Source organism: Burkholderia sp. L27(2015), assembly GCF_009765705.1.
Classification (GTDB): domain Bacteria; phylum Pseudomonadota; class Gammaproteobacteria; order Burkholderiales; family Burkholderiaceae; genus LMUX01.
Window position 1 is genome coordinate 428,822 of sequence record NZ_LMUX01000009.1, and the last position, 20,423, is coordinate 449,244.

Here is a 20,423-nt window from a genome sequence, read left to right on the forward strand (position 1 = left end):
CCCCCGATTCATGTCTGCCGAAGTTAACTCCGAACCTAGCTCAAAGGTCAGCTCAACAAGCGCCGCCGCTCCAATCAATCGGCCCATGCTCACGATCGCGATCATGCTGGCGACGGTCATCCAGACGCTCGACAGCACCATCGCCAACGTCGCACTGCCGCACATGCAAGGCAGCTTGTCGGCGTCGCAGGACGAGATCACGTGGGTATTGACGTCGTACATCATCGCCGCAGCCATCGCGACGCCGCTGACCGGATGGCTCTCCGAGCGGCTCAGCGTCAAACGCTTGCTGGTGATCTCGATTGCCGGATTCACAGTGGCATCGGCGTTCTGCGGACTCTCCGAGACATTGGCGCAGATCGTGGGCTCCCGGCTGCTGCAAGGCATTTTCGGCGCGTCGCTCGTGCCCTTGTCCCAATCGATCCTGCTCGACATCAATCCGCGCGAGAAGCAGGGGCAAGCCATGGCCGTGTGGGGCATGGGCGTGATGGTCGGTCCCATACTCGGGCCCACGCTGGGCGGCTGGCTGACAGATAGCTATAACTGGCGGTGGGTATTTTTCATCAACGTGCCGATCGGTGCCATCGCACTGTTTGGCGTGTTCACATTTCTACCCGCGAAGGCCGCCAAACTCGGCGCGAAGTTCGACCTGTTCGGGTTTGTCACGCTGGGTCTGGCGATCGGGGCGTTCCAGGCCCTGCTCGATCGCGGCGAGCAATTGGATTGGTTCGGCTCGATCGAAATTCGCATCGAAGCCTTGCTGGCCGCCATCAGCTTTGCCTTCTTCCTGGTGCATACGGCCACGGCGGGCGCCCGCTCGTTCTTCAAATACGAGTTGCTCAAGGATCCGAATTTCGCCACCGGCGTGTGTTTTATTTTCGTGATCGGCGCGGTGATGTACGCCACCCGCGCGCTGTTGCCACCGATGCTGCAGAACCTGATGGGCTATCCGGTCGCCACGACCGGCCTGGTCACCGCGCCCAGCGGGGTGGGAACCATGGTCGCGATGCTGTTTGCCGGGCGCATGCTCAAGTACACCGACGCTCGGCTGATGCTGGTGTCCGGCTTCCTCATTTCCGCATTCTCGCTGTGGCAGATGATGCAGTACACGATCGTACTGTCGCCGGCCGACATCGTATGGCCCGGCGTGATCCAGGGCTTTGGGCTAGGGCTCGTGTTCGTGCCGCTGAGCGCCTTGTCATTTTCAACGCTCAAGCCCACGTTGCGTGCAGACGGCACTGCTATCTATAGCCTGCTGCGCAATCTGGGCAGCAGCATGGGAATTTCGATCGTGCAGACGTATTTCACGCGCGGCACGCAGGTGGCGCACGCCGATCTCGCGGCCAACGTGAACGTGTTCAATCCGGTGGTGCAGCCGCTGTTGGACAATGGTTCCAACTATGCCCTCGCCGTACTGGATCAGTCGATTACGCAGCAGGCTTCGATGATCTCCTATCTGAACGACTTCAAACTGATGTTCGTCGGGACGCTGCTGGTCATTCCGCTCGTGTTGCTGATCCGGCCGCCCAAGCATGTGCCGACCGACACGGTGGCCCATGCGGCAATGGATTGAGCCGAGCTGATTACGCTCAAGCCGCGCACGCGTCGGGGACTCCGTAAGTGTTCGTTACGTGATAAAAAAGAAAACGCGGGGAAAACGCGAGAGATGACGCGCGAGTGCACGAGATCGTCGGCGACATTGCATACCTGGCGCGATCGAGCACCGCTAACGTGCTCGACGCGTCTGATTTCCCCACATGCTAAACAAATGACTTGACGGGTAATTTTGAGCCAAATATTCTGAATTCAGAATGTTATTATGCACCAAGAGATTTTCCACCAGCGTCCCGCAGGGGCGCGATCAAGGTAATACGATGCACTCAAAATCGGATATCCGTAACGCGTCAGCTTCCCTGAAAGACGCGCTGGCGTCGCGAGGCCAACTTTCCTGCATCTGGTTTTCGCTCGGCAGCCCTGCACTGGTTGAAATAGCGTTGCATAGCCACCCGGACGTCGTCGTCATCGATCGTCAGCACGGCCTGTGGGAGCGCTCGACGCTCGAATCGGTGATTGGGGTAGCCCGCCATCAGGTGCCGGTCATCGTACGTTGCGTGGACAATTCCGCGCAATCGATCTCGGAGGCGCTCGACGCGGGCGCCGCATCGGTGCTGATTCCGCTGGTCGAAAGCGCGGAGCAGGCGTCGAACGCGGTGTCGTCTGGCCGCTATCCGCCGGTGGGTACACGTTCGGGCGGGGGCGTGCGGCCCTTGCTCGGCGGTTTCGAGTCGATGAAAAACGACGCCGAGCGCATCGCGGTCGGCGTCATGATCGAAACGGTGGCCGGCGTGGAACACGTCGAATCGATCGCGGCCACCCCGGGCCTCGATTACCTATTCATCGGCACTGGCGACCTGGCCTTGTCTCGCGGCGACGCTGCGGCCCAGCAACTCGGGCTCGACTGCGCACGCGTGCTTGCCGCCGCGCACGCACAGGGTTTGCCGTGCGGTATCTTCACTGTCAGCGCAGCCGACGCCGTGCAGCAACTGGCCAATGGGTTCGACATGGTGGTCTGCGCCAACGACATCGAGACCGCCCGATCGGGTTTCGAAGCGGCCAACACCGCATTGCGCGAGCGCGTGCGTACGGCTCCTAAATCCCTCTGACACGGCGGGGCGCGACGTGAGTTCTGCCACTTTTGTAGATGAGTTGATCGAGGCGCTGGGCGCCGATAGCGTCATTGCCGGCAAAGATATCGGCACGCGGCGCGTGTGTGACTGGAGCGGTACGCCGGGCGCGCAGCCCATCGCGATACTGCGCCCGCGCAACACCGAAGAAGTCTCGCGTGCATTGGCGTTCTGCCACGCGCACGGCCAGCCGGTCGTCACGCAGGGCGGCCTGACTGGCCTGGCCGGCGGCGCAAACCTGCGCGGCGGCGAAGTGGCGTTGAGCCTGGAGCGCATGACCGCGATCGAGGAAATCGACGCCGTGTCCGGCACGCTCACAGTGCAGGCGGGCGCCTTGCTGCAAGTGATACAGGAAGCGGCCGATGCGGCCGGGCTGATGTTCCCGCTCGATCTCGGCGCACGCGGCAGTTGCACCATAGGCGGAAACCTCGCGACTAACGCGGGCGGCAACCGCGTGATCAAGTACGGCATGGCGCGCGAACAGGTGCTGGGCATCGAAGCGGTGCTGGCCAACGGCACGGTCATCGGCGATCTGCACAAGATGATCAAGAACAACAGCGGCTACGACTTGAAGGACTTGCTGATCGGCAGCGAAGGCACGTTGGCCGTGATCACGCGCGCCGTGTTGCGCCTGGCGCCGAGGCCGGCCGCCGTCTCCACGGCGTGGTGCGGCCTGCCCGATTTCGCGGCGGTCACGCGGCTGCTCAATACGGCGCAGGCGCAGTTAAGCGGCGGCGTGTCGGCGTTCGAAGTGATGTGGCCCAGCTACTACGACTACGTGCTCCAAAATTGCGGCGGCCTGCGCGCGCCGCTCGAATCGCAGCATGGCTACTATGTGCTGCTCGAAAGCGTCGGCTCGAACGCGCAACGGCAGGCCGAAGAGTTCGAGACGATGCTGGGCGAAATGCTGGAAGCCGGTGTCGTCGAAAATGCGGCGCTGGCGAGTTCCGAGTCCGATGCGCGGGCGTTCTGGGCGGTGCGCGATGCGCCGTCCGAGTTTCCGCTGCTGATGCCCGAGCTGATCGGCTTTGACATCAGCTTTCCGATTGCCGACATCGGCCTGGTGGCACACCAGTGCGAAACGATGTTGCGCGAACGTTGGCCGACTTGCGTGGCGCTGGTCTACGGACATTTGGGTGATGGCAACCTGCACGTGATCGTACATGTGGAAGATGCACCGCCGGGCACCGTCGAGGCGGTCGACGACGCCGTCTACGAACTCACGCGTCAGTGGCACGGCGCGGTGTCGGCCGAGCACGGGATCGGCGCGAAAAAGCGCGCCTATCTTGGCCACACGCGCGACGCCGGTGCGCTCGGTGCGATGCGCGCGATCAAGCACGCGCTCGATCCGAACAATCTTTTGAATCCGGGCAAGATTTTTGAGGACAGAGGTGCTGCATGAATGAGCCATCTACCGTTCAATCCAAGGTTCAAGCCGCCGCGCATCCGGACAATGAGCCGGACAATGAGCGGGAATCAACGAGCCCGAATCAATGAACCCGCGTAGGAGTGAGTGATGTTGCGGCTGATCGTTACCGTCCTGTCGCGGCGCCTGGTGTCCGCGATCCCGACTTTGCTGATGTTGTCGCTGGTGGTATTCGTCGTGTTGCGGCTGATCCCCGCCGATCCGCTCGCGATGATGTTGCCGCCGAACGCCACCCCGGCCGATGCCGCCGTGCTGCGCCATCAGCTTGGCTTCGACCGTCCGATCCTTACCCAATTCGGCATCTGGCTGCTTAACGCGTTGCATGGCGACCTCGGTATGTCGATCGGTTTCCAGCAACCGGTGACCGCCCTCATTGCCTCGACCTTGCCAGCCACGCTCGAACTGTGCCTGACCGCGTTGGTCGTCTCGCTGCTGATCAGCGTGCCGGGCGGCGTGCTCGCTTACGCCGTGACCGATCGCCGCGGCGAGTTCCCGGTCGGACTGACCGTCGTGCTGATGCAGTCGGTGCCGTCGTTTCTGTGGGCCTTGTTGCTGATTGCCGTGCTCGGTGTGTATCTGCCGATTCTGCCGTTTGCGGGACGGGTTGGCGACGGGGTACCGATGCCGCATCTGACCGGCTTCCTGCTGATCGATTTTCTTCTAAAGGGCGAGTGGGGCAACTGGCTCGGCGCCGTGCGCCACTTGGTATTGCCCTCGCTTGCGCTGGCCTTCGGTTTCGCGCCATTGGTGATACGCGTGCTGCGCTCCAGCCTGCTCGACCAGCGAGGCGAGGCTTATGTCGCGGTGGCGCGGTTGCGTGGGGTGTCGGAGTCGCGCATCCTGTGGCGTCATATGTTGAAGAACGCGGCACTGCCCGCGCTGACGATGATAGGCGTGCAGTTCGGTTTTCTGCTGGGCGGCGCACTGTTGGTCGAGATGATCTTTTCGTTCCCGGGTGTCGGCAACCTGATGATCCAGGCGGTGCGCAATAACGACCTGGTCTTGATCCAGGGGATTGCGATCGTGTTTTGCGTGCTGATGCTGCTGATCAACGCAATCGTCGATACCTTGTATGTCATCCTGAATCCGCGCTTACGCAAACCATCGTGAAGCACCCCCCGGAACCCGATATGGTCGATAAATCCAGTTCTTTACCGGCTTCTTTACCTACGTTGGCGAGTGCGGCAAACGCGCCAGCCGGCGCTCTCGTGCGGCCGGCACCCAAGCGCGGCCGGCGTTTGCGTTCGGTGAACCTATGGCTCGGTGCTGCAATCGTGCTGGGCGTGGCGCTATGTGCGATCTTTGCGCCGTGGCTTGCGCCTCACGACCCGCTTGATCAGGATCTGTTGCACATGCTTTCGCCGCCCGCGTGGATGGCCGGCGGCGACCTCGCGTTTCCGCTGGGCACCGACAGCTTGGGGCGCGACGTGCTGTCGCGGCTTTTATACGGCAGCCGGATCGCACTGACCGTTGCGGTGATTGCGGCCTTCGGCGCCGGCGTGTTCGGCAGCCTGCTTGCGATCATTGCCGGGTATTTCGGTGGCTGGGTGGATCGCGCGATCAGCTATCTGGTCGATCTGTGGATGTCGTTTCCGCCCGTGGTGCTCTCGCTCGTGCTGATGGTCAGCTTGGGCGTGGGCATCGAAAACGTGATCCTTTCGATTGTGCTGGTGGACTGGACTCGCTTTTGCCGCGTGGTGCGCGCCGAAGTGATGGTGGTGCGCCAGCGCGATTATGTACTGGCCGCGCAACTGATGAATTTCAGTCATCTGCGCATCATGTTGCGCGAGATTCTGCCCGCTGCGCTGCCGCTCATGATTACGCTGTTTTCGCTGGAAATGGGCGTCGCAATCACGGTCGAGGCGCTCTTGAGCTTTATCGGCCTGAGCGTGCCCGCCAATGTCACGGCATGGGGCGTGATGATCGCCGACGCGCGCATCTCCATGCACGAATCGATGACCGGACTGTTGTTTCCGGTGCTGGCGATTGTCATCACCGTGCTCGGTTGTAACCTGCTCGGCGATGGCTTGCGCGTCGCGTTGGATCCACGCATGCGGACCAAGGGGAACTGATGATGCTGACTGAGTTTGCGTCAAATACGGTGCAGCCCAATGAGTTGCAGCCAGTCGGGTTGGCGTCGATCGGGGCACAGCCGGTCGGGTTGCAGTCGACGCCTGATAGCGAATCCGTCCTCTCGCTCCAAGGCGTTACATTGACGGCCCATCTGGGTGCCCAGCCGGTCAGCGCGCTGCGCGACCTCAATTTCAGCCTGGCCCGGGGACGTGTACTGGGCGTGGTTGGCGAGTCGGGCGCGGGCAAAAGCATGCTGGCGCGCTTGATCTCCGGGCTGCTGCCGCCCGGTTTCGACGTGAGCAGCGGCGCGATGCGTTTTGTCGGCCGCGATCTCTTGGCGATGTCGACGCGTCAGCGCCGTGAGCTGCTGGGCCGACAGATCGCGTTCATCCCACAAGAGCCACTGACGGCGCTGAACCCGCTGTGGACCATCGCCGATACGTTCAACGAGCACCTCACGCGTCTGGGCGTGCCGGCATCGCAGCGCTTCGACACCGCACTGCGCTTTCTCGAATCGGTGCAACTGGCGACCCCAGCCCAGATGCTGCGGCGCTACCCGCATCAGCTTTCGGGCGGGCAGTGCCAGCGCGTGTTGATCGCCATGGCGTTCGCGAGCGAGCCTGCGCTGCTGATCGCCGACGAGCCGACCACCGCGCTCGATGTCGTCACCCAGACGCGCGTGATGAGCATGCTTGCCGAGCAACAACGCCAGCACGCCACGGCCGTGGTGCTGATTACGCACGATTTGCGGCTCGCCGCGCACGTGTGTGATGACGTCGCCGTCATGTATGCCGGCGATCTGGTCGAATACGGACCGGCGCGCGATGTGCTCGACAGGCCACGGCATCCGTACACGCGTGCACTGAAATACGCCACGCCCGATTTGACCGGTCCACGCAGGCGTCTGCCGGTGCTCAAGCAGCAAATGCCGGGGCTCTCGGCGCTCGCGGACCTGCCTGGATGCCGCTTTGCGCCGCGTTGCCCCAGCGCCGACGCGGCCTGCAGCCACGCGTTGCAGCACCGTGTCGCGCCGAACGGGCATCGCGTGTCGTGTAGTGCTGCATGCGAGCACGGCGCCGATACCGCCGAACTGCAGATTGCGTTACCGCCGCCAACGCCGGTCGTCGATGCCGACCCGGTGGCCGAGCTGCGCGAGGCGTCGCTGACCTACTACACGCGTACCGGTCTTTTCGGCCAACACAAAACCGGCTTCGACGCGGTCAAGCCCTTTTCGTTGAAAGTCTACCCTGGCGAATTTGTCGGCATCGTCGGCGAAAGCGGCAGCGGCAAGACCTCCGTGGCTCGCCTGCTGATGGGCATCGAGCAGCCCACCGAAGGTCGTGTGTTGATCGCCGGCGCCGATGTGACGCACGGTACTGCGAAGCAGGTGCGGCGCGCGCGCGAACAGGTGCAGATCATTTTCCAGGATCCGCAATCGGCGCTCAATCCGCGTCGTTCGGTCGAGCGGCTGCTCACGCAGGCGCTGGAAGCCGCGGGATTGCCCGCGGTCGATGCCGCCGAGCGGCGCAAGCGTGCGCTGGCCTTGCAAAGCGACGTCGGTTTGCCGGCCGACTGCCTCACGCGTTTTCCGACCCAACTCTCGGGCGGCCAGAAGCAGCGCGTCAACATCGGCCGAGCGCTGTGCGCGGCGCCCGCGTTGATTGTCGCCGACGAGATCGTGTCGGGCCTGGACGTATCGGTGCAAGCGCAGATCTTGAACCTGCTGCTCGAACTGGGCCGGGAACACCAGATCGCACTGCTGCTGATTTCGCACGATCTTTCGGTGGTGCGTTACCTGTGCAGCCGCGTATTGGTCATGCGCCGCGGCGAAGTGGTGGAGCAGGGGCCGACCGAAGAGGTTTTTTCCAATCCGAAGCATCCCTACACACGCACCTTGATCGAGGCCGTGCCCAGCGACGATGCGCGCGTACCGTGGCCGCCGGTGGCTGCCGGGGAAGCACGAGCGGCATAATGCGCTATGCTCGCAGGTGCGCCTGTAGCCTTGGCATCCTTGAACGTAGCCTCGAAGTCCAGCGGTGGCGCTTGCGCGCGAATGGCGTCGCCAGGCGCCGGGCGCGCGATGGGTGCGCCCGCAGCTAGTACAATCGTAGCTCTACGTACGGTGATGCTGTCTCGCGCCTCGGCTGTGACCTCAATTAAATACAAGATGGAGAAGACTATGACAACCGCCGAAACGACGGTTATCAAGCAGCCGCGGCGTACAGCGCTGCGCCCGACCACGCTGATGGAGTCGGTGTACCAGGAAATTCTCGGGCGTTTGCAGCGCGGCCAGATCAGTCACCAGGACCGCGTGCTCGACTACGAGATCGCGCGCGAATTCGAGTGCACGCGCATGCCGGTGCGCCAGGCGCTGCTGCGTTTGGTCAACGAGGGCTATCTGGTCGGCACCACGCGCGGTTTCGTCACGCCCGCGCTGACGGCGCAGGACGTACGTGAAATTTTCGATGTGCGCCGCTTGCTTGAACCGAGCGCGGCGGCGGCCACTGTGGCTGTGCTGAGCGACGAGCAATTGGCGGGGCTGAGCGCCGCCTATCGCAAATGCCGGCGTGCTCTTGAGAAGCACGATATCGTGCTGATGGCCGAGGCGAACGTCGAGTTTCGCGGCATTTGGCTTGAAACCGTGCAGAACTCGCGGCTCAAGGGCACCATCCTGCGCTTTGCCGATCACACGCGCCAGGTCAGGCATGAAACGATGAGCAAGCGCGGGACCATGGAAATCATCGCGGATGGCATGCAGATGCTGTTGAAGGGCTTTGTCGAGCGCGATCCGGTAGCAGTGCGCACGGCGACCCAGGCTTTTCTCGACGACGCCGAGCAACAATACTTCCTGGAAGGCGGCGACGCGCAAGCGTAGTCCAATGTGAATGGAACGCACGGGCATGAATCAGACGGGTATGGATCGCACGGGCCTGCATCACAGCGACACGAGTCACCGGGAAATGCGTCACACGTATGCCGGTGTCTCGATTGCCGCCGCCGTCGAGGTTCCGTACCAACGGCATGCCCGGACCAGCACGGCCGAACTATTGGCACAGGCGACCGCGTTGGCGCTGGCGCAGGCAGGCATCGAGGCGCGTGAAGTCGACGGCCTCGGTGTGGCTTCGTTCACCTTGTCGCCTGATCACGCCATCGATTTCGCGTGGCGCGCGGGGCTGACCGTGCGCTGGTGCATGGACGATTGCCACGGCGGCGCCAGTGGCATCAATCTGTTGCAGCATGCGGCGCGTGCAATCCAAACGGGCGACGCGACGACGATCGTGCTGGTCAGCGGCGACCATTTCGAGCCGGCCGATTTCACGACGCTGGTCGAAAACTACAACGTGAACACGCGCACCTTGTTGCGCCCGTTGCGCACGGGTGGACCGAACCCACTCTTCGCGATGCTGACGCAACGGCAGATGGCGGCGGCGCGGCTCGAACGCGCCGACTACGCGGCGCTGTGCATTGCGCAGCGCGAGTGGGCATCGCTCAATGCGCAGGCGGTTTATCGCGAGCCGCTGACACTGCAGGCGTATCTCGACTCGCCGCCGGTCGCCGATCCACTTTGCCGCTTCGATTGCGTGCCGGTGGTGTCGGGGGCGAATGCGCTGGTGCTGACTTTGACGCAGCGACGCTCGACGGGCGCGGCGCCCGTCATGATCCGCGCGCTGCGCGCTTCGTACAATTTCGATCATCAGCATGGCGACGGGCTCGTCACCGGCATTCGTTCTGTGCGCGATCAGTTGTGGCAGGACTCGGGCCTGTCGCCCGCAGATATGGATGTGGTCAGCGTGTACGACGACTACCCTGCGATGGTGCTGGCTCAACTCGAAGATTTGGGCTTTGCCGGCGACGGTGATCTGCGTGCATTGATACATGAGCGGATCAAGACGCGGCAACTGCCGGTCAACACGTCGGGTGGGCAATTATCGGCGGGGCAGGCGGGGGCGGCGGCCGGCATGCATGGTCTGGTTGAAGCGGTGACGCAACTGCGTCACGAGGCCGGTGCGCGGCAGGTGCCACACGCACGATTTGCCGCGGTGACCGGATATGGCATGGTTCAGTATCGCTATGGCATGTGTGCGAACGCCGTTGTGTTGGAACGGGGAGAGGTCGTATGACGGCGCGTGCGTTGATGGTGTTTGCATGCGGGGCATGCGGCGCGGTCGAATTTCCGCGGCGCTTGCTGTGTCCGCAATGCGGTTCGGCGCAGCAGCATGAAGTCGCGGCCGGCGCAGGCACGATCGAGGAAACGACTGTGGTGCGTCATCGTGCGGGCGCTCATGGCGAAGCGCCGGTTCTTCTTGCGACTGTACGCACGCACGCCGGCCCGCGTGTCATAGCGCGGCTTGGTGGCGCGTTGCTTCGCGGCGCGCAGGTGTCGTTGCAGCAGCAGGCCGACGACGCCATCATTGCCGAGGCGCTGCCGCCCGGTTGAAACCTCTATCTCAACTCGTCGTTGCCGCGGTGCGCTTCTTGAACGCGCGCAAGTCGAAGCACAATGGCGCATTCAGCGGATCCGCACCGAATGCCGCGAGCTGAGTCTTCTGCACCTTGTTAGTCGACGTGGTCGGCAACGAATCCACGAATGCGATATAGCCGGGCGCCTTGAAATACGAAAGTCGATCCAGACACCATTGCTGTAAAGCGCGCGCCGTGGCTTCGTCAGTGGCATGGCCAGGCGCGACGATGACGCAAGCCATGACTTCTTCGTCACGCAGTTCATCGGGCGCGGCGATAACCGCAGTCTGACGGACCGCATCGTGATCGAGCAGACACGCTTCCACTTCCAACGCCGCGATGTTTTCTCCCGAGCGTCGGATGATGTTCTTCTGTCGATCGACAAAATGCAGGCTGCCATCCTCGCCGCGGCGCACGACGTCGCCCGTATGAAACCAGCCGCCTTGCCACGCCGCTTCGGTCGTGGCTTCGTCTTTCAGATAGCCACGGAAAAAGCCGCGGCGCGGCTCGTCGCCGGTGCGCCTGACCAGCAGATGCCCGGGTGCGCCATCGGCGACATCGTTATCGTCCTGATCCACCAGGCGCACGGCCATGCCTGCGCGCGGTTTGCCGAAGCAACGGGTGCCGACATGGCGCGGCTCGCGGCTTGACGAGATTACGATCGCCCCTCCGGTTTCAGTCATGGCCCAGCCTTCGATCAACGGGAAACCGAAGCGCGTCTCGAACATGGGCTGATGACGTGGATCGACGTTGGCCCCGTAGCCGAATCGAACCGAATGACGTTGTGCTGCTGCCGCGCTGGCCGGATCGGTCAGGCCAAGCAGGATGGCGGGCATGACGCCGAGATAGTGGACGATGGTTGCGCCGCTATCGGCGACGTCCTGCCACCAACTGCGCGGATGGAAACGATCGAGCTGGATGACGCAGCCGCCGGACAGCACCATCGCCATCGTCGAACATGCGAGCGCGTTCATGTGAAACAGCGGGAGCGGGGTGATCAACCGTTCCATGCCAGGGCGCACTTCGCACAGACCACCTTCGGAAATGTACAGCTCGCCGATCGACAGGAAATAGCGGTTATCGAGGATGCAGCCTTTGGGCTTTCCTGTGGTGCCTGAGGTATAAAGGATCGCGCACTCGTCGTCGCGGGTAGCGATGCGTTTGACATAGGCGCCGGTCGTGGACGTGGCACCCGCAGCCGCCGGTGCCCGAGGTAGATCCTCTTGCTTGGCATCGACGATAGCAAAGTCTTCGCCGAGCGCGGCACGCAACAACGGCAACGTCGTATCGACGCCCACGGCCATGACCGCTTCGCTATGCTGTACTGCGAACGCGATCTCGTGAGCGCGCGATTCGCTGTTCATCGGTACGATGCTGACGCCAAGTGCATTAAGCGCGAAAAAATGCACGAAAAAGTCGGGACGATTTTCGAGCAGCAAGGCGATGCGCATGCCGGCCCGGTAACCGGCTGCCGCATACCGCTCACGCTGCGCCTCGATGGCCGCGAGCATGTCCGTGTAACTTAGCGTCAGCGCGGCGCAGGTGCCGTTCAATTCGCTCGCATAGTGCTTGCGCGCGGAAGCGGGGACATGCAGAAACGGCGCTTCGGCATAGCGTCGCGCACTGTGCACGAACGCGTCGTAAGGGGAATTCGAATCGTAAGATGGGGTCATTGAAAACTTGGGCTAGTGTGTAGAAATCGCGGTGGCCCGCATCTTGTCAGCGGTAAATACAGCGGGTCAAACGATCAACCCACGCTCAGGAACGCACCTTCCCGATACGAGAGCGCCGCGCCCGATTCGCCCAGCGTAACCGCGACGACATTGCCGATCGCGATCATATGGGTTGCATAAGCGACGGATTCCCGAGCCACGACGCATTCGAACGTAACCAGTGCGTCGGAGAGCACCGGCGCACCTTGCGCCCCGTCATTCCAGGCACCGTGCGCGAACCGTGCGCTGCTCGGCGTATTCGTCATACCGCCGAACACGCGGGCGAGTTCCACATGGCGCTCGCCCAGCACATTCACCGAGAACGCCCGACCCGGACGCAATACGCGCCCGACCGAGCCCTGCAGGTTCAGACAGACTATCAGCGTGGGCGGCGTGGCGCTGAGCGAGCACACGGCCGAGGCCGCCGCGCCGAGCCGCACGCCGTTATCGTCGACCACGGCGATCGCCGCGACGCCGCCGACCAAGCGCCGCATGCCGTGTTTGAACGCATTCTCTGCAGCCAGCGAGTCGTGCTCCCTCAGTGCTGCTTTGATCTCGACCCCGGCCTCGACCTCAGCCTCGGCCTCGGCCTCGCGCAGTTGTGTCGTCATGGCGCGTCGTCCGTATCAGCACGCAAACCGGCTTCACGCATCAACGGAATGACCTTCTCGCAGAAGAACGGCAATTCGTCGACATAGTTCACGAACGAGAGCGCCGCGCCGCCAAAGCCGATTTCCTGCATCTTCAGCATCTGGTCGACGATATGCGTGGGCGTGCCCACCAGCGGAAAACTCCCGGTGCCGGCGGCGAAGCGTTGCCGATATTCGATGAATGCCCGGTCTTCGTGGCTCTTGCTGAAGCCCTTCTTTTGCTTCATGTGGTAATCGAGCGCCGCTTCGTCCGTGAATTCGATCGAGTAGCGATCGTAGTAGCGCTTGGCTTCTTCTTCGGTTTCACGACACACCACGTGGGCCACGGTATAGACGCCGATATCGCGTCCGACCGCGCTGCCACGCTGCCGAACATCGGTGACGTGCTGGCGCCCCACTTCGAGATCGGTGAACGTGGTGAACAAGTAGTCGCAATGACTCGCAGCGAAGTCGCGCCCCGGTGGGCCGAATGCCGCATTCATCGTGACCGGCCTGGGCGACTGCACGGAAACCGGTCGTGAAATCGCGCCCTTCAAGTTGTAGAACTTGCCTTCGAAATCGAACGGCTCATCCGACGTATAAAGCCGCAGCAGGATCTCGGACCATTCGGCCGCCTGCACATAGGCCTCGGCGTTCAACTGCACGCCGAACATGTCGAATTCATCGGGGTTCCACCCGCATACGATATTCAGTCCGGCGCGGCCATGGCTTATATGATCGATGGTGGCGAGCGCCTTGGCCGCATAAATCGGATGCACGAGCGGCACATGCACGGTGGAAAACAGCGCGATGCGACGCGTCACCGCCGCGAGCGCCGCCGCGAACGTAAAGGTCTCGAACGACCATTCGCGCACATGCGTCGTGCCGCCGTAGCCACGCCAGCGGGCGATCGGCAGAAAGAAATCGAATCCGCCTTCGTCGGCCAGCACGGCCGCGCGCTGCACGTCGTCCCAGCCGGCCCGCCACTGTTCAGGCACCGTTGTGAAGGACAGGCCGCGGTCGGCGTTGGCCGAGAACACCCCCAGCTTGAAGGGATGGGCACTGCGCATGGGGTTATTTACTTGTCCGGTCATCGCGGCTCCGTCACGTCTGTTATTTATAAAGAATACTGAATTCTATAAATTGGGATGTCAAGTGGTCAATTCTGCATTGTGGTGCGCTGGGCTGCCTGGGGCTGAGAAGGATCTTCCGTTGCGCGCAGATCCGTAGGCGCCATCGGTAGATTAGCGCATCGCGATAAATTCCGAAAAATGGCAATCGTGCCCTATCAGTGCTACCGACGCCAAGTGACGGACGCCGCAGCGCGAAAATAATCGCGGCAGCCTCGAAGCGTTAATTTGCCGCCGAATTCTGGCAAGTATTGACGCTAGGATCTTACTCGGATAATCTGAATTCAGAATTGCGATAGCAGGTCTGAGCAGCGCCGGCCCAACTCCACCTTCAATATTCCACTTTTGCGGGCGGTCACGACGATCAACTATCTGTCCAATCTCAATGTGCCCATTTTCGATAACGGCTATATCCTGCCTGTCGAGTACAAACGTAAATAAGCGCAGTCAAGTCCTGGAGACGACGCGATACAGACGGCGGCCGGGACGAAGTGTACGTAGGCGCAAGGCATCCCTGCAGGTCTGGCGGCCGATCGTCCGGCATTGCAGGCGCAGTTCGCCAGCTATCTTTGATTGGAGAAGGACACTATGAGCGGACAATTCATTGAAGTCACGGCGCGCGACGGCGGCCATTTTTCGGCCTATCTCGCCACACCGCCCCAGGGCTCGGGCCCGGGGCTTGTGTTGCTGCAGGAAATTTTCGGCATCAACGACTATATGAAGTCGATGGCCGATCGTTATGCGCAGGAAGGTTACGTGGTGCTGGTGCCGGACCTGTTCTGGCGCATGAAACCGGGCGTGGTGCTCGGTTACACCGCAGCGGATTTCACCGAGGCGCTCGGCTACAACGAGCGCCTCGATTTGTCGCTGGCCGTCGAGGATATCGCAGCGACCGTTGTTGCTCTACGCGCGTTACCGATGCAGGCGGGCAAGGTCGGCACGATCGGTTATTGCCTGGGCGGCAAGCTCGCCATGCTGGCCGCGGCGCGTACCGATATCGATTGCGCGGTCTGCTATTACGGCGTGGCGCTGGACGCATTTCTTGACGAAGTGCCGTCTATTCAGTGTCCGATGGTGTTTCATTTCGCCGAAGCCGACGCGTATTGCCCGCCCGAGGTTCGCGGCAAAATCCAGGCGGCCTTGGCGACTCAGCCGCAAATCGAGCAGTACGTCTACCCCGGTTGCGATCATGCGTTTGCTACGCCCGAGCGCGAACATTTCGACAAGCCCGCTGCGATGATGGCGTACTCGCGCACCATGGCGATGCTGCGCAAGGTGCTGGGCCCTGTGTACGACCTCAACCATCTGTGGGAGCAGCACTGCTACTACGAGTTCGGCACGCGCGACGTAGATGCGGTGATGCCGACGATGGTGGCGCAGCCCTATGTGAACCATGTGCCGACGATGACGGGCGGGGTGGGCCACGATCAGTTGAAGCGCTTCTACAAGTATCACTTCGTGGATTCGAATCCGGCCGACACGCGCTTGATCCCGGTTTCGCGCACGATAGGCGCCGATCGCATCGTCGACGAATTCGTGTTTTGCGCCACGCATGATCGTGAGATCGACTGGCTGTTGCCGGGGCTCGCGCCGACCGGCAAGTATTTTGAAATACCGATGCTGGCCGTGATCTGCTTTCGCGGCGACAAGCTGTACAACGAGCATATCTATTGGGACCAGGCGTCGGTGCTAGTGCAGATCGGTGTGCTGGATCCGACCGGGCTACCGGTTGCAGGCATCCAGACTGCGAAGAAGATGATCGACGAAACGCAGCCGACGAATACGCTGATGCCGAACTGGGCGAGTAGCGAAGGTAAGCCGATCTAAGGCACGCAGGCGGCCCGCTATTGCGCCACCGCCTCGACCAGTGCGGCGACGCCTGCGAGCGGTTTCATCAATGCGTCGCTGGCGTGATGCCGGGCCTGGAGATAATCGACGGCGTTGTACGACAGCCAGACCTTCTTGTCCGCGTCTTCCCAGATCAGCACCTTGAGCGGTAAATCGAGTGCCGCAGTGGGAATGGCCTGCATCAGGGGCGTGCCGGCGCGCGGATTGCCGAAGATCAGCAATTGCGACGGTTGCATCGTGAGCCCGGCTTTTTGCGCATCGGCGGCAAAGTCTAGCCGCGCGAACACAATGATGCTTTTTGATTTGAGCAGCGCTTCGAGCTTGTCGGCGGTTTCCGCCACGGGATGGTGGCTCTGAACGCTGATGATTCCGTTATCGGCGGCTTGAGTTGACATGATTTCCGTGAACATGAGGATAAATGCGAGTACGAACGGGAGGAAAAGGCGCTTCATGGCCATGGGAGTCGAGTGCGTGGTTGGCTTCGGTGGTCGGCGAGGGTCGCGTCGATTCCCATTCTAACGCCAGGCTGCACCGCCTTGGTTCTCCCATTCAGCGTAGTCGAGGCACAATAGCGCGGTAGTGTCCAACTTTGGCCAAAGGAGAGTTCTAGATGATTCATGTTTTCGCTACGATTACGACGCTGCCCGGAAAGCGTGACGCGGTGCTCGCGCTGTTCAAGAAAAATGTGCCGGCGGTGCATGCCGAGAACGGCTGCATCAGCTATGAAGCGGTAATCGATGTGCCGGCATTCGGTGCGATACAAACACCGCTAGGCGACGACACCTTCGCCGTGGTGGAACGCTGGGAAAGCCCTGAGGCGTTGAAAGCGCATGGGGCTGCGCCGCACATGGCGGAATATGGCCGCGCGGCTGGCCCGATGATTGCCAAGCGGGTGATCAACGTACTTCACGCGGTTTAGCGTCTGGGTTATGCGGCCGGTGCGTCTGCCTTCGTCAGGCCGGCCGCGCCGTACGCACCACGCGAGCCTTCATCGCACTAGCGCGACGCCAACGCCGCGTTGATTTCCGCTGCCGCATTTTGCAGGATCGGCAAATGGTGCTCGAGCATCTGCTCACGCGTATTGCGTAGCACATGTCCCGCGACATTCATCGCCGCAACAACGCGCCCCGACTTGTCCCGCAACGGGACGGCCACCGCCGTCAGACCAAATTCCAGCTCTTGGGACACCAAGGAATAGCCGTGCTCGTGCACGGTTGCGATGTTGGCCTCAAGCGCCGCAACGCTCGTTACCGTGCCCGCCGCATGCTGGATGATTTGACTATTCCCCAGTACCTGCGCCAGCTCGGATTGCGCGAGGCTGCTCAGTAGCACCCGGCCGGTTGCCGTTGCCCAGGCCGGCAACCGAGTACCGATGGACAGATTGATGGACATGATCTTCTTGACGGACGCTCGCGCAATGTAGACCACCTCGGTGTCGTCCAGTACACAGACCGAACATGACTCGCCGGTTTGTTCGGCCACCTTCACCACGTAAGGTTCGACGATATCGGGCAGCGCCTGTCCCGACAAATAGGCGTATCCGAGTTTCATGATCTTGGCCGTCAGGCTGAAGGTCCTGCCGCTCGCGTGGACATATCCCAAATGCACCAGCGTCGATAGCAATCGCCGCGCCGCCGCCCGGCTGATGCTCGTTATTTCAGCGACTTCCGAAAGCGTCAGTTCCGGATGGCTGGCGTCGAATGCACAGATGACCGTGAGGCCACGAGCGAACGCTTCGACGTATGTCTCGGAGTCAGGGGTAACGGGGTTGGCATTCATATGAGCCTCATTGGCGGGTCGCATGCGCCTTGCGTGTCGCGGCACCAAGCGTGTCGAGCATGTCAGGCGCATAAGGGCGACGAGGGGTCAACCCGGGTTGACCGGCGCGTGAAATCTCAGTAGCATCTATTAAAACGAACAATCGTTCGCTAACCGAACAAATTCTAATTGAGATCTTGAGTTCACGCAACATCGGAGTTTCGTAATGACGGACAAAACAGCAGAAATTCATCGTGCCTGCATGGCCACGCTGGATAAATTCATGGCGGCATTGAACGCCTACGACGCGCCGGCAATGGACCAGACGATGCATTTTCCGCACGTCAGGTTCGCGGGCGGCAGCATCAAGACCTACGACGCGCCGGGTAAGAATCCGATGGACCTGTTCACGCGCTTGCAGACCGAGGACCGCTGGAAATATAGCCGGTGGGAAACCCGCGAGCTAATCCAGTCCAACGACAAGAAGGCGCATTACGCGCTCAGCTATACCCGCTATCGCGACGACGATTCAGTGATAGGCGTGTACGAATCCTTGTATGTGTTGACCCGCGTCGGCGATACCTGGGGCATCCAGATGCGTTCCAGCTTCGGGCCCTGAGCGCGCATGCGGTCACCCGCGTTCACCGCGCGGCACAATTCGAGAGCGGCTCTCGATAGCCGCTCTCGATGGCCGTTGCGAGTCAGCAGCGCACTAGCGTCAAACCATTAAATCATTCCGTTCAGCCAGGCCATAGAGGGGACAGCGATCATGCGATCACTCGACGATAAAAATATTTCATTGCAGGAAAAGCAGGTCTTCTGGCGCATCGGTGTGCGCATCGTGCCCTTCCTGTTCCTGTGCTACGTCGTCGCCATGATGGATAGGCTCAATGTCGGCTTTGCGAAGCTGCAGTTCATCGCGGATCTGCATCTTAACGAAGCCGTCTATGGCATGGCCGCAGGATTTTTGTATCTTGGCTATATTTTGTTCGAAGTGCCAAGCAATATGTTGTTGCACCGCCGAGGTGTGAGGCAGACGCTATTGCGCATCATGCTCCTGTGGGGGGTGTTCACGATGGCGCTGGCGTTTGCGTCGAATCGCTATGAATTTTACGCGTTGCGTTTTATGGTCGGCGCGGCCGAAGCGGGCTTCTTCCCGGGTGTGCTGCTCTACTTCACCTATTGGTTTCCCGACCGCATGCGCGCTCGCGTGACGAGCCTGTTCGTGATGGCTTTACCTGTTTCCGGCATAGTGGGCGGCCCGATGGCTGCATGGATCATGACCGATTTCGACCGCGTCTTCGGCTTGCGCGGCTGGCAGAGCCTGTTCGTGCTGGAAGGCATTCCGGCCTTGATCTTGGGCGTCGTCGCCTACTTTTATCTGTCGAACCGGCCGGCCGATGCGGCGTGGCTATCGGCCGAGGAAAAGCGCGTGGTGGCATCGACGCTGGGCGCGTCCGGAAGTTCTGCGTCGCACGCGGGGCCCAGCAAACTGCGCGAGGCGCTCAGGAATAAAACGCTATATAGCTTGGCGATTTGTTATTTCGCTTTCTATTGTGTAGAGAACGCACTGTTACTGTGGATCCCGACGTTGCTCAAGAGTGTCGGAGTTGGCAGCCTGATAAACATCGGCTGGTTGAGCGGCGGCATTTCCGTGATGGCCACATTAGGCATGCTGGCCGTGAGCTTTAGCTCCGATCATTTTGCGGAGCGTCGCTGGCATGTGCTCGGGTGCGGCGTGGTTTCGGCGATCAGTTTTCTGTTGCTGCCCCTGGGCGCACATAGCGTGCAGATAACCGTGGTTCTGCTACTGGTATCCAGTGCGGCGGTGTTTGGCTTTCTTTCGCTGTTCTGGACTATCCCTAGCGCCTACTTCAAAGATCAGGCTGCGGCGGGCGGGATTGCGCTGATCAGTTCGGTGGGGGCGTTCGGCGGCACGGTCAGCCCCGCCTTCATCGGTTGGGTGAAGGAGCTGTCCGGCAGTTTTTACTACGCGCTCGGCACGCTGGGCGGGTTCTTTCTGCTTAGCCTGATACTGCTGTATTTCACGATTCCGCGTAAGCGTACCGATGTTTCTGCGGGGCGCCCATTGGCGACGGCAAGCAGGACCGAAAGCGCTTGAGCGTGCGCGGCGGTGACCGGGCTGCGGCTAGACGAGTTTTTCTGCCGCTGCCAGCAAGGCATCGATCGATCTGAGCAACTGCGGCACCTCCACCGGTTTGGGGAAATATTCGTGCCAACATCCGGTGGCGGGTGGCGTGTCCGCCGACATCAAAATAAGCGGGACGTCACAGAGCGTTTCATCCTCTCGCACACGCGTGCAGAGTTCGACGCCGTCCATTCCAGGCATCATCCAGTCGGTGACGATCAGGTCCGGCAGTATCGCCGCGGCCATACTCAGTGCGACTTGACCGTCCGCAGCGCACACAACCCGGTAGCCTGCCATGCGCAAGGCTGTCTGCAGCGCCGTCGCGGTGGCCACGTCATCGTCTACTATCATCAGTGTCTTCATATACGAGTTCGACGCGGGTCATCATGAGGTAACACTCATGCAGCACGAAACGCTCCCATGCGCAGCCGGCCGTCGCCCCGACGGCTGCGAGCGACATGAAGGCGTTGGGGCCGTGGTTCTGGACATGCCCCCCAATTAAACCAAGGCTAGGAAAGGTCCCCGCAACGGGGAGCCCTTACAAGGTTTGCGC

Annotated in this window: 19 protein-coding genes; 13 read left to right on the top strand and 6 right to left on the bottom strand. The window is 61.6% G+C overall.

Features of this window, described 5'->3' with window-relative positions; translation table 11 throughout:
* Window positions 1-85 precede the first annotated feature (85 nt).
* The 9 genes from GSQ77_RS06685 to GSQ77_RS06725 all read left to right on the top strand — a co-directional run bounded on the left by GSQ77_RS06685 (window position 86) and on the right by GSQ77_RS06725 (window position 10,621).
* On the top strand, window positions 86-1,573 hold the full coding sequence (locus tag GSQ77_RS06685) for a DHA2 family efflux MFS transporter permease subunit (RefSeq protein ID WP_174246395.1): 1,488 nt from the start codon (window positions 86-88) through the stop codon (window positions 1,571-1,573).
* A gap of 301 nt (window positions 1,574-1,874) precedes the next feature.
* Complete coding sequence (locus tag GSQ77_RS06690; RefSeq protein ID WP_158900290.1) at window positions 1,875-2,663, top strand: HpcH/HpaI aldolase/citrate lyase family protein; 789 nt, start codon at window positions 1,875-1,877, stop codon at window positions 2,661-2,663.
* Between the two features lie 16 nt (window positions 2,664-2,679).
* On the top strand, window positions 2,680-4,086 hold the full coding sequence (locus GSQ77_RS06695) for an FAD-binding oxidoreductase (RefSeq protein ID WP_254067479.1): 1,407 nt from the start codon (window positions 2,680-2,682) through the stop codon (window positions 4,084-4,086).
* A 114-nt stretch (window positions 4,087-4,200) separates the two neighbouring features.
* Window positions 4,201-5,220, top strand: a complete 1,020-nt coding sequence (locus tag GSQ77_RS06700; protein ID WP_158900294.1) for an ABC transporter permease — start codon at window positions 4,201-4,203, stop codon at window positions 5,218-5,220.
* Between the two features lie 20 nt (window positions 5,221-5,240).
* Entirely contained in the window at window positions 5,241-6,182 is a 942-nt protein-coding gene (locus GSQ77_RS06705; RefSeq protein WP_158900296.1) for an ABC transporter permease, read from the top strand.
* Window positions 6,182-8,155 (top strand): ABC transporter ATP-binding protein, encoded by a 1,974-nt coding sequence (locus tag GSQ77_RS06710; protein ID WP_254067481.1) that lies wholly within the window; start codon window positions 6,182-6,184, stop codon window positions 8,153-8,155. Before GSQ77_RS06705 ends, GSQ77_RS06710 begins: the two co-directional genes overlap by 1 nt.
* A 207-nt stretch (window positions 8,156-8,362) precedes the next feature.
* Window positions 8,363-9,058: a GntR family transcriptional regulator gene (locus GSQ77_RS06715; RefSeq protein ID WP_158900298.1), complete on the top strand. Its 696-nt coding sequence runs from the start codon at window positions 8,363-8,365 to the stop codon at window positions 9,056-9,058.
* 85 nt (window positions 9,059-9,143) lie between these two features.
* A complete protein-coding gene (locus tag GSQ77_RS06720; protein ID WP_158900507.1) occupies window positions 9,144-10,304 on the top strand; it encodes a thiolase family protein in 1,161 nt (386 codons plus the stop codon).
* Window positions 10,301-10,621 (top strand): Zn-ribbon domain-containing OB-fold protein, encoded by a 321-nt coding sequence (locus tag GSQ77_RS06725; protein ID WP_174246396.1) that lies wholly within the window; start codon window positions 10,301-10,303, stop codon window positions 10,619-10,621. The genes GSQ77_RS06720 and GSQ77_RS06725 overlap by 4 nt, the downstream gene beginning before the upstream one ends.
* Before the next feature lie 10 nt (window positions 10,622-10,631).
* On the opposite strand, the gene GSQ77_RS06730 is transcribed toward GSQ77_RS06725, so the two are convergent.
* From GSQ77_RS06730 to GSQ77_RS06740, 3 genes are all read right to left on the bottom strand, one after another.
* On the bottom strand, window positions 10,632-12,317 hold the full coding sequence (locus GSQ77_RS06730; protein WP_158900300.1) for an AMP-binding protein: 1,686 nt from the start codon (window positions 12,315-12,317) through the stop codon (window positions 10,632-10,634).
* 74 nt (window positions 12,318-12,391) lie between these two features.
* Entirely contained in the window at window positions 12,392-12,967 is a 576-nt protein-coding gene (locus tag GSQ77_RS06735; RefSeq protein ID WP_158900302.1) for a flavin reductase family protein, read from the bottom strand.
* Complete coding sequence (locus GSQ77_RS06740) at window positions 12,964-14,079, bottom strand: LLM class flavin-dependent oxidoreductase (RefSeq protein ID WP_158900304.1); 1,116 nt, start codon at window positions 14,077-14,079, stop codon at window positions 12,964-12,966. The genes GSQ77_RS06735 and GSQ77_RS06740 overlap by 4 nt, the downstream gene beginning before the upstream one ends.
* A 624-nt stretch (window positions 14,080-14,703) precedes the next feature.
* Here GSQ77_RS06740 and GSQ77_RS06745 point away from each other — a divergent pair.
* The gene (locus tag GSQ77_RS06745; RefSeq protein WP_158900306.1) at window positions 14,704-15,942 is read left to right on the top strand and encodes a dienelactone hydrolase family protein; all 1,239 of its coding nucleotides are present in this window, start codon (window positions 14,704-14,706) and stop codon (window positions 15,940-15,942) included.
* A 17-nt stretch (window positions 15,943-15,959) separates the two neighbouring features.
* Here GSQ77_RS06745 and GSQ77_RS06750 read toward each other — a convergent pair whose 3' ends face one another.
* Window positions 15,960-16,358: a DUF302 domain-containing protein gene (locus tag GSQ77_RS06750; RefSeq protein WP_158900308.1), complete on the bottom strand. Its 399-nt coding sequence runs from the start codon at window positions 16,356-16,358 to the stop codon at window positions 15,960-15,962.
* 215 nt (window positions 16,359-16,573) lie between these two features.
* On the opposite strand from GSQ77_RS06750, the gene GSQ77_RS06755 reads away from it, so the two are divergent.
* Window positions 16,574-16,882, top strand: a complete 309-nt coding sequence (locus GSQ77_RS06755; protein ID WP_158900310.1) for a putative quinol monooxygenase — start codon at window positions 16,574-16,576, stop codon at window positions 16,880-16,882.
* A 77-nt stretch (window positions 16,883-16,959) separates the two neighbouring features.
* On the opposite strand, the gene GSQ77_RS06760 is transcribed toward GSQ77_RS06755, so the two are convergent.
* Window positions 16,960-17,742: an IclR family transcriptional regulator C-terminal domain-containing protein gene (locus GSQ77_RS06760; protein WP_254067483.1), complete on the bottom strand. Its 783-nt coding sequence runs from the start codon at window positions 17,740-17,742 to the stop codon at window positions 16,960-16,962.
* 205 nt (window positions 17,743-17,947) lie between these two features.
* On the opposite strand from GSQ77_RS06760, the gene GSQ77_RS06765 reads away from it, so the two are divergent.
* Complete coding sequence (locus GSQ77_RS06765) at window positions 17,948-18,340, top strand: hypothetical protein (protein ID WP_158900314.1); 393 nt, start codon at window positions 17,948-17,950, stop codon at window positions 18,338-18,340.
* A gap of 150 nt (window positions 18,341-18,490) precedes the next feature.
* Complete coding sequence (locus GSQ77_RS06770; RefSeq protein ID WP_158900316.1) at window positions 18,491-19,843, top strand: MFS transporter; 1,353 nt, start codon at window positions 18,491-18,493, stop codon at window positions 19,841-19,843.
* 27 nt (window positions 19,844-19,870) lie between these two features.
* Here GSQ77_RS06770 and GSQ77_RS06775 read toward each other — a convergent pair whose 3' ends face one another.
* Entirely contained in the window at window positions 19,871-20,221 is a 351-nt protein-coding gene (locus GSQ77_RS06775; RefSeq protein WP_158900318.1) for a PleD family two-component system response regulator, read from the bottom strand.
* Window positions 20,222-20,423: the final 202 nt, after the last annotated feature.